The organism is Flavobacterium piscinae, from assembly GCF_004122145.1.
Lineage (GTDB): Bacteria > Bacteroidota > Bacteroidia > Flavobacteriales > Flavobacteriaceae > Flavobacterium > Flavobacterium piscinae.
Genome location: NZ_SBKQ01000003.1, coordinates 80,160 through 94,242 on the forward strand (window position 1 = coordinate 80,160; position 14,083 = coordinate 94,242).

Genomic DNA, 14,083 nt, shown 5'->3' on the forward strand with positions numbered 1-14,083 from the left:
TTTGAATACCGCAAAAGACATATCACAACTTTACAATTCACTTTTTGAACTGGAAGCTAAATTCAAGAAAGAAGCTGTCTATCCAATACATAAGCAATTACATTTCCCTGAGCATTTTACGGATATTTATGAATTCCTGATTTCAAAAGTAGACTGCAATGGAAAAACAATTCTTGATGCGGGTTGTGGAGTTGGATTTGGTAGTTTTCTTTTTGCCAAAAATCAAGCAAAACAGGTAACAGGCATCAGTGTGAGCAAAAAAGAAATTGAACGAGCCAATGCAATGAAAACAAAATTGAAGATGGAAAATTGTCAGTTTCAATTGGCCTCATTTGATGAAATTTCAACTCCATTCGACCTTATTTTTTGCGTAGAATCGTTAAAGCACAGTTTAGACATTCAAAAATCATTCGCTACTTTACTAAATGCATTAACGATAAATGGCCAACTTATTATTGTAGATGATTTTTTTGACGGTCATGAGAATACTTTCAGCCAACAATTAAAAGAAAATTGGCATTTAAACAGCCTTATTTCAGAAAAAGACATACAAATTGATGGTGCTAATTTTAGGATAAGTAGTGAAGATTTAACTCCGTTAATGCGATTAAAATCACCTTTGAAAATTCATATACAAATGCTGTTTTTTAGGTTTTTTAAAAAAAATTCACGTTATAAAAAATTATTTAAAGGCGGGATTTTATTAGACTATTTGTATACCAAAAAACAAATGAAATACAAGTTGATGATTATTACTAAAATTCAATGAAAAAAACAGTAATATATACGTTCACCGGAATCCTTTCCCAAATTCTGATGTTGGTATTACTCCCTGTTTATTTAAAATTTCTGACACCAACAGAATATGTGGTGCTGGCGTTAACCAATTCATTTTTAGTTGTTTTTTCCATTTTTTTCAACTTGAAAACAGAACAAGCCTATAGAACCATTTTCTTTTACGAGAAAGAAAACAAAACTAAACAACTTGCCCTTTTTCGAACGATATTTCATTTCAATGTCATTTGTTCGCTTGTTTGGCTAGTTTTATTTTTGTTTTTTGGTAAAAACCTTTTTGATGTACTGTTCAAAAATGACATGCAGTTTTTTCCATATTCGTATCTGATTTTTTCTAGTTTTCTCATTGGCAACTTAAACAACTTATTTTTTATTTATTTACAAAACAATTCAAAAGTTACAGCGTATAGCTTATTTAGTATTGTTTTAGCTTTTGCCACTCATGGTTTACAATTGTGTTGTGTGTTTATTTTTCACACTTCCTTTTTTGGATTTTTAGCTGCTGCTCTTATTGTAAATTTACTTGTACTCACGTTTATATTAATTAAAAATTCTACTTTATTTCAGTTTTCTATTTCCAAAAAACTTTTAATGGAATCGCTCCGTTTTTCATGGCCTTTTTTACCTTTTTTAGTTTTATATAGCATAGAAAGTCAAATGGACCGATTTTTTATAGAACGTTTTTTGACCCTTTCGGAGTTAGCCCGCTATGCCGTTTTAATAAGCATTATCGGAGCAACGAACACTTTTTTTAATGCGGTTGACAATGCCATTCGTCCGGATTTATATAGCAATTTAAGCGATAAAACGTTTTTAAACCCGAGTAAAATTCAAGAACAATTGGATTTTTATTTATGGATTGGATTAGTCGTATTTAGCTTTTTAATCGGATTTGGTTTTAATATTGATTGGTTTTTACAAAATGAAAAATATGTCGGGTTAACCACCTATTTCATCCCTATGGTTTTGGCCTTTTTCCCTTTAATTGGGATTCGTTTTATGGCCTTAATCCTCATTTACAAGCAAAAAGTTTCAAAATTAAACAACGTGCTTTTGATTAAAATTATCATCATGGCGGGAATGTTTTATCTATTGATTCCAATCATGGGCATCAATGGAGCAATCCTTTCCATAGGCATTTCAAATCTGCTGAATATGGTGATTTTTTATTTTATGATAGAAAACAAAGTACTCCCATCAAAAAAAGTGATGGCTTTTACTATTGGATTCATCATATTGAATCTATTTTTACTTTTTAATCCACAAACAAAGTTTGTATATTTGATAGCTTCCGGACAATGCATTGTGTTGGGATTACTGTTTGTTCATTTTTATCAAAAAAAATTAAAAACCATTTTGCATTAAATGAAAATCAAAGCGATTTATTGGGAATTACTTTTGGAAATCAAAGCCATTTATAAAACGATTGATTGTAATCGTGAATCTATCTTGATTTCTCCTGAACTAAAAGCACATAAAAGTCTTTCCACCTCATTGCCTTTAGACAGTATTGCTATTATTCGTTTCAATCCAACTCTTCTTCATTCAAATGAATTTTATGAAATTGGTTTTGCTGATGTTTTTCCCAAAAAAGTAAAGAAAATTTTCTCGCTTTATTTAGGTTATTTTATTGTGAATAGAGCCGCAGAAATTCCATTTACTTGCGTACATATTGCCCAAACCATTGACGGTAAAATTGCCACTCCAACCGGAAAATCGAAATGGATAGGCAATCAGGAAAATTTAATCCATTCGCATCGCATTAGAGCCCTAGTAGACGCTATATTAATTGGCGGAAACACTTTTCGAATTGATAAACCGCAGTTGAATGTACGCTTAGTCAAAGGAGAAAACCCAATAAAAGTGATTGTTGCCAATTCAACACTTGCCTTAGAAACACTTTCAACCGGCAAAACTTTATTGATGAGTTCTACTGATTTGGATTATGGCGATTTGCCGGAAGAAACCGAAGTAATTGTTGTTAAAAATAAAGCAGGATGGATCGATTCTAAAAATTTACTGATGGAATTGAAAAAAAAAGGTATTCATTCGGTTTTAATAGAAGGTGGCTCGCAAACAATTCGGAAATTTATTGAAGAAAATACGCTTTCTCGGATAGAATTCCATATCGCTCCATTGCTTTTTGGCTCTGGGTTAAATGGAATAGAATTAGAAGAAATAAATGAACTTTCCGGTGCCATTCATCTAAAAAATCCGACTTATTTTAAAATTGGTAACGCCATGATGACTGTTTCAAACCTTTAAAAAATGCATTATAAATCCTTTTGGCATCTGGGAAAAAATCACTCTGAAATTATTTCAGAAAGTATTGAAATGCCTAATTCGGATAAAATGGAAATCAAAAGTCTGTATTCTTCCATTAGTTTGGGAACAGAAACAATCGTATCACAAGGAAAAGTTCCTCCGCTTTTACATGAAAAAATGGCTGTTCCCTATATGGAAGGTTCTTTCGATTTCCCTATAAAATACGGTTATTCATTGGTGGGAACAAACAATAATGGAGCGTTAATTCACGTGATGCATCCTCATCAAACAACCTGTTGGGTAGATGAAAAAGATTGTTTTGTATGCTCTGAACTATCCGATCCGATTTTAGCAACACAATTGGCCAATATGGAAACTGTTATCAATGCGATCTGGGTTTCAGCTATTCAACCTAATCAAAAAGTGTTGGTTTGCGGACTCGGAAGTGTGGGTGTGCTTTTAGCCGAAACTTTGAGAAGTTATTGCCAAGCCGAAGTTTATGTAAAAGAAAAGAACGAAGATAAAGTGGCGATTTTAGCAAAAAACGGTTTTTCAATTGCACAGGAAACCGATAAATTTACCCTTTCTTTTCATGTTTCAGCAAATGAAAAAGGGTTACAATATTGTATTGACCATGGTGCTGAGGAAGGGAAAATTATTGAATTAAGCTGGTATGGAAATCATCCTGTTGAGTTAAATTTAGGTGGTCATTTTCATTATAATCGATTACAGATTATAAGTGCTCAAGTTTCTGCCATTCCATTGATAAAGAAAAATGCTGAAGATTTTTTATCCCGAAAAAAATTAGCTGAAAAACTACTGCAAACCCTACCCATTCGCGAGTATATTTCGCTTATTTCATTTCACGAATTACCCGAATTTTTTAAACAAAAGATGAATACAAATTTTATAACCGTTGTAAAATATTAAACTAAAAACGATGTATTTTGTAAAAATTAGAGAAAGTATTATGATTGCTCATTCCTTAAAAAATCCTTTTTTTGGACCGGCACAAAATGTACATGGAGCCACCTATGTTGTAGATGTTTCCTTTAAATCCGAACAACTTGATGAACACAATGTTGTGATTGATATTGGTTTAGCTCATGAGATTGTGAAAGAGGTTTTGAAAAAATTAGACTATCAAAATCTAGATGATTTAGAACTGTTTAAAGGAAAATTGACGACAACAGAATTTGTAGCAAGGCATATTTTTGAAGAAGTTTCTGCAAAAGTAAAAAACACATTTTCAGGAAAAATAGGTGTTACTATTAAAGAAAATCCAAGTGCCTGGGCTGGCTTTAAACCTTAATTTTTTAACCAATGGTTGCATTACTACTTTTTTTTACTTTAAATTTTACCTTGTTTATTCCCAGGTATTATTTTAATAAAAACAACAGTAGTTTTTTTCCGATATCAGAGTTAATTGAGCAAAAATCGTTAAACGTAAAAAAAATCATCAATCGATTTAATGATGATATTTTTCGGTTTAATTTTGAATTTAGCAGTGTAGTGCTCGTTTTGATATTAGTTAAGGATTTTATTCCCTTAACATGGGCAATGGTTCTAATTGGACTTGTTTATTTGCTAACCTGCATTTTATTTTTTTATCATTACAGTATATTGGGTATTTATAAAACGTATCCATGTATTGCTTCTGATTGGAAATTAATCAAACAAGGAGTTCAAATTGCCCTCAACGGTTATCGATTACAATTCATAGTTGGTTTAGTTTTTCTTATCGTTTTTTTGGTTGGACTTTGTTATGCAAACACATTGTTAATCAATGAAATATATGTTGGAAATTCTTTTCCGTTGCTTCTTTTTTGTTTGATAATAGTTTTTGTGGCTTTTATTTTTTCAGTAGTAAAAAAAACAAATCCTTTTGTTTTCAAAAAAGAATTTGATTTCAATTACCTCAGCTTTTTTGCTATTCAATTTTCAATATTATTAATTCAGTCAAATCGTTTTTTTTGTAAAAAAACTAAAGAAGAATTAAGGAGTTTACCCGGAATTATCGCGAATAATACCTTTACTTTTTCGAAAAATATCCCATTTAAAAGCAAACCAAATATTTATTTCATCGCAATTGAATCCTATGGAGCAATTTTACATGAAGATGATTATTTTAAAGAAAAATACAATAAATTAATTTCAGATTTTAATCAAAATTTACAGTCGAAAGATTGGCATATTACCAGTAGTTTTTCAAATTCACCGGTTTCTGGTGGTGGATCTTGGATGGCCTATTCGAGTTTTTTAATGGGAATTAAAATTACCTCTGATTTACTTTATCGAAAACTCTTTCACGAAAGAGAAAAATACAAAACACAATCCATCTTTACCATTTTGGAAGAGTTAGGTTATGCCACTACGCTCATAGCAGCAGTAGGTGGATATGAAAATTTTACGATTGAATGGGAAGAAACACTTTCTTTTTTAGGAACAAAAAATGTGATTAAATTTAAAGATTTAGACTATACCGGTGAAAAATTCAATTTTGGGCCTTCAGCACCAGACCAGTATATGTTGCAAAAATCTCGAGCACTTATAAAAGAAAAATATCCCAATCAACCCATTAGTTTTTTTGTAGAAACCATTAATTCACATGCTAATTTCGAAACGCCTACGCATTTGTTCAAAAATTGGGAAGAATGTAATTTGGCTAACCGAAATGCATTTAAACCTACAACGGCTCTTGAAAAAAACATCAAAGAAAATTATTTTTTGGCCATTGACTATCAATTAAAAACAATTACCGATTTTGTTTTATCAGAAAATGAGCATTCCATTTTTGTTATTTTTGGAGACCATCAGCCACCATTATTAACCACAACAAAGAATTCTTTTAAATCACCCATTCATATTATTTCCAAAGACAAAGCATTTATAACTGATGTAAAATTGGAAAGATTTAATTCAACTGTGGAAATACACAATAACAAACAAGAATTAGGTCATGAAGATTTTAAGTTTTTATTTTTAGATAAATTTATTACTTACTTTCAAGAAAAACCTACATCCTCCTCGTAGAATCCCGTTGTCTTAACTCCGTTTTTACAACCGTCGTTTTATACGTTGGTGTTTCTTGTTTTCGTTCAAGTTTTTCGATTAAAAGTTTAGCGGCTTCTTCCCCAATTTCCGGTCCGTGTTGGCTGATGGTGGATAAACTTGGCGTTAGTCTTCTAGACCAAACACCATCTGCAAATCCTATGACGCATAACTCATCCGGAATTTTTATTCCTTTTTGGATGGCAATTTTCATGGCCATGGTGGAAGCGTGTTCGTCAACAGCTAAAATGCCATCTACTTCTTTGGTTGCTAATAATTTTTCTAAACGAACATCAAAATCTTCTTGACTGTCTGTTATAATGATGCATTTTTCATCTATGGCTATTTTGTTGTCCTGAAGAGCACGCTCATAACCTTTTGCTCTAAGTTTTCCAACACTTAAATTATCAATACAAGAAAGTAAAGCGATTTTTTTACATTTCAATTTCAATAAATGATTCACTGCTTCAACAGATGATTCAAAATCATCTACAATCACTTTGTCACAATTGACATCTTCCATTATTCGATCAAACATGACAATAGGCAATCCTTCTCGAAGAATCTCTTTAAAGTGTGAAGAAATATTTTTTGCTTGAGATTCCTCCGAAACCGAAAGAATAAAACCATCAACAGTTCCGTTACTCAACAAATCCATGGCTTGCTTTTCTTTGCTAAGCGATTCATTGGAAATATACGTAATTACATTATAGCCTTTTGCATTGGCAGCTTTTTCAATTCCGCTAAATACTTTGGCAAAAAAGGGATTCAATATATTAGGAATGATCACACCGATAGTGTTCGTACGCTGATTTTTTAAATTCTTAGCCATTGAATTTGGCTTGTAATTTTGAAGCTTAGCATATTCCTGAACCCTAATTTTAGTAGGCTCACTAATTTCATGACTATCACTCAAAGCTTTAGAAACCGTGGAAACGGAAATTCCTAAATCTTTGGAAATTTGTTTTAAAGTGGCTTTTGGCTTCATACCTTTCGAATTTAGACGTAAAAATAGTAAAATAATAAATAGATTAGATGCATTTGAAGTTAATCTGATGATGAAATTAGATAATTGTTATAAAAACTCAATCAAATGAGCTTAAAATGAACATAATTAATTAGAGAAAAATTGTATAGTTACCCCTTTAAAATCAGTAGTATTAGCAAAATTAGTGCCTAAAAAATTAGTCAATAAAAATAATCTCAAATAGCTATTTGCTTTTATCATAATTAATTGTACTTTTGCAACCCCTTTATTGGGGATGGAATGTTTAATTAAAATAAATTATTGTGAACACATTAAGCTACAAGACAGTTTCAGCCAACAAAGCTACCGCAGACAAGCAGTGGATTGTTGTAGATGCTGAGGGTCATAACTTAGGTCGTTTAGCTTCAAAAGTAGCGATGCTTTTGAGAGGTAAATATAAGCCAAGTTATACTCCGCACGTTGATTGTGGGGATAACGTAATTGTTATCAACGCAGAAAAAATCAACCTGACTGGTAACAAGTTGGATGACAAAACGTACATCCGTCACACAGGTTACCCAGGTGGACAAAGAAGCCTAACAGCTAAAGTAATGCAACAAAAAAACCCTGCAACTTTAGTAGAAAAGGCTGTAAAAGGAATGTTACCTAAAAACAAATTAGGTGCTCAACTATTCCGCAATTTAAATGTAAATGTTGGTACTGAGCACAAACATGCGGCTCAACAACCAAAAACCGTTAACTTAAACGATCTAAAGTAATGGGAGTTATTCACAAAATCGGTAGAAGAAAATGTGCTGTAGCACGTGTTTATGTTTCTGAAGGAACAGGAAAAATCACCGTAAACAAAAGAGAATTTGAAAACTACTTCCCAACAGCTACTTTACAGTACAAAGTGATGCAACCAATGTCTATGACTGAAAATGCAACCAACTTTGACGTAAAAGTAAATGTATATGGTGGTGGTTCAACAGGGCAAGCAGAAGCTGTGAGAATGGCTATTGCAAGAGCAATGTGTGAGGTAGAAGCTGAAAACAGAGCTATCTTGAAACCAGAAGGATTGCTAACAAGAGATCCAAGAATGGTAGAACGTAAGAAATTTGGACAGAAGAAAGCTCGTAAGAGATTCCAATTCTCTAAACGTTAATCGATTTACAAAATTATTATTAAAAAAGTTATTGTTGTTATTATTCCGATGCGATCGGAAAATTAGTTTAGCATCTAAATAATGAAGACCAGAGTAATCGCTACTACATTATTGCTAATCAACAGAACGTAAACTAGTACAAAAATGGCAAACAAAGTTGAAGTTAAAGACTTACTAGAGGCTGGTGTTCATTTTGGACACATGACTCGTAAATGGGACCCTAACATGGCTCCTTACATTTATATGGAACGTAATGGTATTCATATCATTAACCTGTATAAAACAGCTGCTAAAATTGAAGAGGCTAACGAAGCCTTGAAAAAAATTGCAGCTTCCGGTAGAAAAGTACTATTCGTAGCTACCAAAAAACAAGCAAAAGATATCGTAGCCGAAAAAGCTGCTGCAGCGAACATGCCGTATATCACGGAAAGATGGCCTGGTGGTATGCTTACTAACTTCGTTACTATTCGTAAAGCCGTGAAAAAAATGGCTTCGATTGATAGAATGAAGAAAGATGGCACTTTTAATACGCTTTCTAAAAAAGAAAGACTTCAAGTAGATCGTCTTCGTGCTAAACTAGAGAAGAACTTAGGTTCTATCGCTGACATGTCCAGATTACCTGCTGCATTATTTGTAGTAGATATCAAAGCAGAACACATCGCAGTAAAAGAAGCTCAAAAATTAAACATTCCAGTTTTTGCTATGGTTGACACCAACTCTGACCCACGTCAAGTTGAGTATGTTATCCCGGCTAATGATGATGCTTCTAAATCAATCGATAAAATTTTATCTTTAGTAACCGGTGCTATCATCGAAGGTCTTTCTGAAAGAGGATCTGAGAAAGATGCAGAGGTTACTGAAGAAGTAGTAGAAGATGTAGTAGCAGCTGTTGCTCCAGCAGTGGAAACAGAAGAAGCTGAAACAACTTCAGAAGAATAAATACTATAAATTCCGATAGGAAAAATTCCAAATTCCAAAAAATTATCTCTTTAAAAATTGATGATTTATTAAAATTGGAATTTGGAATTTGATTATTGGAATTTGTTTTTTACAAAAAAAATTTAAACTTAAAAATAGATACAAAATGGCAACAATTACTGCTGCAGACGTAAATAAATTAAGACAAACTACAGGTGCCGGAATGATGGACTGTAAAAAAGCTTTGGTTGAAGCTGAAGGAGATTTCGATAAAGCTATACAAATCCTTAGAGAAAAAGGGCAAAAAGTGGCTGCTAACCGTTCTGACCGTGAGTCTAGTGAAGGTGCTGCTGTTGCTTTTATAAATGCAGACAAAACCAAAGGAGCTGTTATTACTTTAAACTGTGAAACAGATTTCGTAGGTAAAAACGAATCGTTTGTTTCTTTAGCTAAACAATTAGTAGAAAAAGCAATCAACTTTGCTTCTAAAGAAGAATTTTTAGCTTCTTCATTTGACGGAAACATGACCGTTGCTGAAAAATTAATTGAGCAAACCGGAGTTATCGGGGAAAAAATTGAAATTGGTGGTTTTGAAATTTTAGAAGGTGCATTTGTTGGATCGTATGTACACGTAAACAAAATCGCTGCTTTAACTGCTATTTCATCCGCAATTGCCGATGCAGAAGTTTTAACAAAAGACATTTCTATGCAAGTAGCTTCAATGGGAGCGGATACTTTATCGTATAAAGATTTTGATCCTGCTTTCGTTGCTTCTGAACTTGCTGCTCGTATTGCGATAATCGAAAAAGAAAATGAAGAAGCAAAACGTTTAGGAAAGACTTTAAAAAATGTTCCTAAATATATTTCTTTTTCTCAATTAACTGAAGAGGTTTTAAAACAAGCTGAAGAAGATGCTAAAGCAGAATTAAAAGCTGAGGGTAAACCAGAGCAAATTTGGGATAAAATCATTCCTGGAAAAATCCAACGTTTTATCTCTGACAACACTACTTTAGATCAAGAAAAAGCTTTGTTAGATCAAAACTTCATCAAAGATGACAGCAAAAAAGTTGGGGATTATGTAAAAGGATTCAACGTTGAAATTACAGGTTTCAAAAGAGTTACTTTAGGATAATACCATTTTCAGTTTAAAAAAGCTGAATTTTACTAGCATATAAACGGCATTTCAATTTTGAGATGCCGTTTTTCTATTTATATTTGTTTATTATCAAAATAAATTGCTTTGAAAAAAATAATTCTACTCTCGATTCTATTTTTAAGTTGCTATTCTTTCGCTCAAAACGATAAAACGTTATTTTGGGAAATATCCGGAAACGGACTCACAAAAAAATCCTATTTATATGGAACGATGCATGTAAGTGAAAAAGTTTCTTATCATCTTTCAGATGCTTTTTTTAAAAACTTATTGGCTTCTGATATGGTTGGAAACGAAAGTGATCCTGAAACTTGGGATGATATCACCAACCTTTTATCGGAAAATGAAATCGTAAGTTCCTTCAATGCCTATTCTGCCTTTTACAAAGAGCCGGTTAAAAAAGAAGAAATTAAAACTATCTTTAATAACAACAACAATTATTTCAGTAATATGTTGTCTTCTATGGAGGGAAAAACAGCCGATTTTCAAGAAGACACAGTATTAGATATGTTTATTTACCAAACCGGAAGAAAGTATAAAAAAGAAATTGTTGGTTTGGAGGATGCAAAAGAATCCATCATACAACTGATGAAAATAAACGAAGAAGATGTTAAACCTGTAGAAGAAAACATTCAAATTCTGACCAAGATTTTTAAAAACAGACCTTTTATAACCGTACTCAATGAATATTATCGAGAAAAGGATGTTGTAATGCTGGATTCGATTTATAAGCTGATTTTTCCAAAAAAAGCTCATGATGCATTGATTGTAAATCGCAACAAAATCATGGCCAACAGCATCGACGAATTAATTAAAAAAGGCAGTCTCTTTTCTGCTGTTGGAGCCGCACATCTTGCCGGAAAAGAGGGAATGATAGAACTTTTGAGAGGGAAAGGATACACTGTAACACCAATTTTCGATACGCTTACTTCAATTGGTCAAAAAACTAAAAAAGATATTGAAACCTATTTCCCTAATCCGGGTTTTGTAGTGACCACAATTCGGGATGGAATGATTGAAATGCCTTTAACCAAAAACGTCATAAATGAATTTCAAAACACCGGAAGTCCTGATTTCACAAATGGAGGAGTAATTAACATTAAACGAATTCCATTGAATTATTTTTTAAATAAAAACAACGAAGCGTATAATCCAAAATCATTGGATAGTTTACTTTATGAAAATATTCCTGGGGAAATTTTAGAGAAAAAGTTCTTCCAAACGGAACATTATTCGGGTTATGACATCAAAAATGTTTCAAAAACCGGAAAAAACCAACGGTATCGTTTTTATATAACGCCTTTGGAATTGATTGCTGTTTCAATGATTGGCCCGGGAAATTATGTTCGTCAATTCGAAAATGAAGTATTCAACTCTATCAAATTAAAAGAATTCAATACAAATTGGAACCAATTTAAACCTGAAAAAGGTAGCTTTTTGGTAGAAATTCCTTCTTTTAATTTTGTGTATGGAAATTCAGCAGAAGAAATTAATAACATTGACATTCAAGCGTATGATTCTACTGAAAAAGGTTATTATTTTTTAACTGAAAAAACATTAAACAATGTTTCAAATTTAGAAGACACCTCTTTTGAACACAACCAAATTCACTATGAATTCTATTTGCAACACGATGTAAAAATTGTGGAATCAAACCACGATAAAGTCTCTAATTCGTTCACTTCCAGTTCGAAAATTGGAGACAAAAACATTAATCTAAAAACTATCATTAACGGAAACAAATACTATTTGTTAGGAACTGTAAGCGTTTCTGATAATAACAAAAAACGCTTTTTTGATTCCTTTAAAATAGCCCAACCAAAATATAAATCAAAAACAGAAATCTTTACCGATAGTATATCCGAATTCAAAATCAGTATTCCTTACAAAGAAAACGAATCATTGTTTGTGAGTAATCAAAGCAAAAACAACACCTTATACAAAAATTATAATTTTAATTCAGAAACCGGTAGGACAATCTTTTTGGAGCACAACAAAAAACATCGTTTTGCCAACTCAATTCCTATTGACTCATTAAAAGCCAATATAAAAAAGTATTTTTTGAATAAAGAATATGATTATGATTACGAAAACTATTATGAAGATGATGATGAAATGTATTACAGCTTTCCCTCTTCGTTGTTGAATTATTCGTTATATACCAAAAAAGGATTGTCTTTTTCGTTATGGAATAAGCTGATTAGTAAAAATGAAACCAATTATGAGATCATTTCAAAAGATTTTGATTATAATGAGAATACAAACACCTATGTCTTTAATGCAATCGTGTCTAAACCAAATGCGACGCAAGCAGTAAAACACAAAGTTCTTTTTAAAGAAAATAACTATTATCGACTAAAAACGCTGGTAAATAAAAACTACAAAAATGACGACGCATTTATAGAAAATACTTTTAATTCGATAGAGATCACCAAAAAGAAAGATAGTCTAGCCGAAATGAATAAATTAAAATTGTTTATTGACGAGCTAAAAAGTGAAAAAGACACGATTAGAACTACCGCCATAAACGATATTTATCAACTTAAATTAGTAAAAGAAGATTTTGATTTGCTTAAAGAATTTCTAACAACGTATAAATTCAAGCAGAGTGAAAATAATGTTGTGGAAGCTTTGATTGCTAATATGAGTGATATTCAAGACGATCGAGTGATTCCGTTTTTAACAGACTACTATAAAAAAGAAGAAACACTATCCAATGTACAATTGAGTATATTAAAAACAATCAGCGAACAAAAAAACAAAGCAGCCTATCAAAAAATAATGGAGCTAATGGAATTTTCATTACCTATTTCAGAACTGGAATACGAAATTAATAGCCTTTTCTATTATTTTGAAAAGGATGCTGAAAACAGCAAAGAACTTTTTCCAAAAATATTTCAATTTTATTCAGTTAAAGAATACAGCAAACCAATTATTAGCTTTTACAACACTTTGTTGGAAAAAAATTTAATCCCAGCTAAAAAAGCGGAATCAAATTTGAAAATGATACTAACCAATGCGAAACTGGATTATAAAAGACTATTGAGTTGGAATAAGAAAAATGCAACGGATGAAACAACCGATGATGAATTGAATGGTTATACCGACAGAACCATTGTGGATGATTTTATTCCGTATATAAACTTTCTAAGTTATTTCCCAAAAAATAAAGAAGCAATCGATTTATTGACAAACGTAAAAAAACTTAACATAGAAGAATTGAATATTGAATTAATCAGGTTGGGAATAGTTAATGATACTTTTTCTGAAAACGAAATCAAAGAAGCACTTTCAAAACCGGAGACACGCTTTTTAACCGTTAATTTACTTTTAAACAAGAACAAAAAAGATCTTGTCACTTTTTCAGACGATGAGATTGCACTTGCTGCCATTTCTAATTTACAAAATTTGAAAGCAAAAGATTCGCTCAGTTTTATCGAAAAAAGAAAATTGATTCAAAACGAAAGAGAAGTCACCTATTACTTTTATAAAACAAAACAACAAGCCTCTGAGTATATCACTTCAGGAGAAATTCTGCATACGTTGGCTTTTGTGATGGAGAATGAAAAAATCAATCCTTTGGCTTTTAAGTATTATGGAAGTATCCTTATTGATGAAGACGAGGAATTGAGTGATTTAATAGATCGAACTATCTTGAAATCAATCCACGAAAAACATTATCGTGCAAGTTTTGAAAAAATAAAGCACTCCGGTGTTAATCCTTTTTTATTTAATGGCTTTTAGACTAGTGATTAACTCAAATTTTTCT

Annotated in this window: 12 protein-coding genes; 11 read left to right on the forward strand and 1 reads right to left on the reverse strand. The window is 31.9% G+C overall.

The genetic code is table 11. The features are described from left to right. Window position 1: 1 nt before the first annotated feature. From EQG68_RS03310 to EQG68_RS03335, 6 genes are read left to right on the forward strand one after another with little or no spacing between them, the layout of a single operon-like run. On the forward strand, window positions 2-769 hold the full coding sequence (locus EQG68_RS03310; RefSeq protein WP_129463364.1) for a class I SAM-dependent methyltransferase: 768 nt from the start codon (window positions 2-4) through the stop codon (window positions 767-769). After that, window positions 766-2,160 (forward strand): lipopolysaccharide biosynthesis protein, encoded by a 1,395-nt coding sequence (locus tag EQG68_RS03315; RefSeq protein ID WP_129463365.1) that lies wholly within the window; start codon window positions 766-768, stop codon window positions 2,158-2,160. The genes EQG68_RS03310 and EQG68_RS03315 overlap by 4 nt, the downstream gene beginning before the upstream one ends. Beyond that, window positions 2,161-3,060, forward strand: coding sequence for a RibD family protein (locus EQG68_RS03320; RefSeq protein WP_129463366.1), 900 nt, complete (start codon window positions 2,161-2,163; stop codon window positions 3,058-3,060). Between the two features lie 3 nt (window positions 3,061-3,063). Beyond that, window positions 3,064-3,990: an MDR/zinc-dependent alcohol dehydrogenase-like family protein gene (locus EQG68_RS03325; protein ID WP_129463367.1), complete on the forward strand. Its 927-nt coding sequence runs from the start codon at window positions 3,064-3,066 to the stop codon at window positions 3,988-3,990. Window positions 3,991-4,000: 10 nt separating this feature from the next. Next, window positions 4,001-4,372: a 6-pyruvoyl trahydropterin synthase family protein gene (locus EQG68_RS03330; RefSeq protein WP_129463368.1), complete on the forward strand. Its 372-nt coding sequence runs from the start codon at window positions 4,001-4,003 to the stop codon at window positions 4,370-4,372. Window positions 4,373-4,383: 11 nt separating this feature from the next. Continuing rightward, window positions 4,384-6,093, forward strand: a complete 1,710-nt coding sequence (locus tag EQG68_RS03335) for a sulfatase-like hydrolase/transferase (protein WP_129463369.1) — start codon at window positions 4,384-4,386, stop codon at window positions 6,091-6,093. Here the strand turns inward: EQG68_RS03335 and EQG68_RS03340 are convergent. Continuing rightward, the gene (locus EQG68_RS03340) at window positions 6,077-7,099 is read right to left on the reverse strand and encodes a LacI family DNA-binding transcriptional regulator (RefSeq protein ID WP_129463370.1); all 1,023 of its coding nucleotides are present in this window, start codon (window positions 7,097-7,099) and stop codon (window positions 6,077-6,079) included. The two genes, EQG68_RS03335 and EQG68_RS03340, sit on opposite strands and share 17 nt — an antisense overlap. Before the next feature lie 302 nt (window positions 7,100-7,401). Here EQG68_RS03340 and rplM point away from each other — a divergent pair, with 302 nt between their 5' ends. From rplM to EQG68_RS03365, 5 genes are all read left to right on the forward strand, one after another. Continuing rightward, window positions 7,402-7,857: a 50S ribosomal protein L13 gene (gene rplM, locus EQG68_RS03345; protein ID WP_129463371.1), complete on the forward strand. Its 456-nt coding sequence runs from the start codon at window positions 7,402-7,404 to the stop codon at window positions 7,855-7,857. Further along, on the forward strand, window positions 7,857-8,243 hold the full coding sequence (rpsI, locus tag EQG68_RS03350; protein WP_129463372.1) for a 30S ribosomal protein S9: 387 nt from the start codon (window positions 7,857-7,859) through the stop codon (window positions 8,241-8,243). The genes rplM and rpsI overlap by 1 nt, the downstream gene beginning before the upstream one ends. A gap of 144 nt (window positions 8,244-8,387) precedes the next feature. Beyond that, on the forward strand, window positions 8,388-9,182 hold the full coding sequence (rpsB, locus tag EQG68_RS03355) for a 30S ribosomal protein S2 (protein ID WP_129463373.1): 795 nt from the start codon (window positions 8,388-8,390) through the stop codon (window positions 9,180-9,182). Between the two features lie 145 nt (window positions 9,183-9,327). Then, the gene (gene tsf, locus EQG68_RS03360; RefSeq protein WP_129463374.1) at window positions 9,328-10,293 is read left to right on the forward strand and encodes a translation elongation factor Ts; all 966 of its coding nucleotides are present in this window, start codon (window positions 9,328-9,330) and stop codon (window positions 10,291-10,293) included. A 108-nt stretch (window positions 10,294-10,401) separates the two neighbouring features. Further along, on the forward strand, window positions 10,402-14,058 hold the full coding sequence (locus EQG68_RS03365) for a TraB/GumN family protein (protein ID WP_164975380.1): 3,657 nt from the start codon (window positions 10,402-10,404) through the stop codon (window positions 14,056-14,058). Window positions 14,059-14,083: the final 25 nt, after the last annotated feature.

Bases quoted from the DNA above. Each gene is read 5' to 3' on its own strand.
- EQG68_RS03315 (WP_129463365.1), top strand. From the start codon at position 766: ATGAAAAAAACAGTAATATATACGTTCACCGGAATCCTTTCCCAAATT.
- EQG68_RS03320 (WP_129463366.1), top strand. From the start codon at position 2,161: ATGAAAATCAAAGCGATTTATTGGGAATTACTTTTGGAAATCAAAGCC.
- EQG68_RS03325 (WP_129463367.1), top strand. From the start codon at position 3,064: ATGCATTATAAATCCTTTTGGCATCTGGGAAAAAATCACTCTGAAATT.
- EQG68_RS03330 (WP_129463368.1), top strand. From the start codon at position 4,001: ATGTATTTTGTAAAAATTAGAGAAAGTATTATGATTGCTCATTCCTTA.
- EQG68_RS03335 (WP_129463369.1), top strand. From the start codon at position 4,384: ATGGTTGCATTACTACTTTTTTTTACTTTAAATTTTACCTTGTTTATT.
- EQG68_RS03340 (WP_129463370.1), bottom strand. From the start codon at position 7,099: ATGAAGCCAAAAGCCACTTTAAAACAAATTTCCAAAGATTTAGGAATT.
- rpsI (WP_129463372.1), top strand. From the start codon at position 7,857: ATGGGAGTTATTCACAAAATCGGTAGAAGAAAATGTGCTGTAGCACGT.
- rpsB (WP_129463373.1), top strand. From the start codon at position 8,388: ATGGCAAACAAAGTTGAAGTTAAAGACTTACTAGAGGCTGGTGTTCAT.
- tsf (WP_129463374.1), top strand. From the start codon at position 9,328: ATGGCAACAATTACTGCTGCAGACGTAAATAAATTAAGACAAACTACA.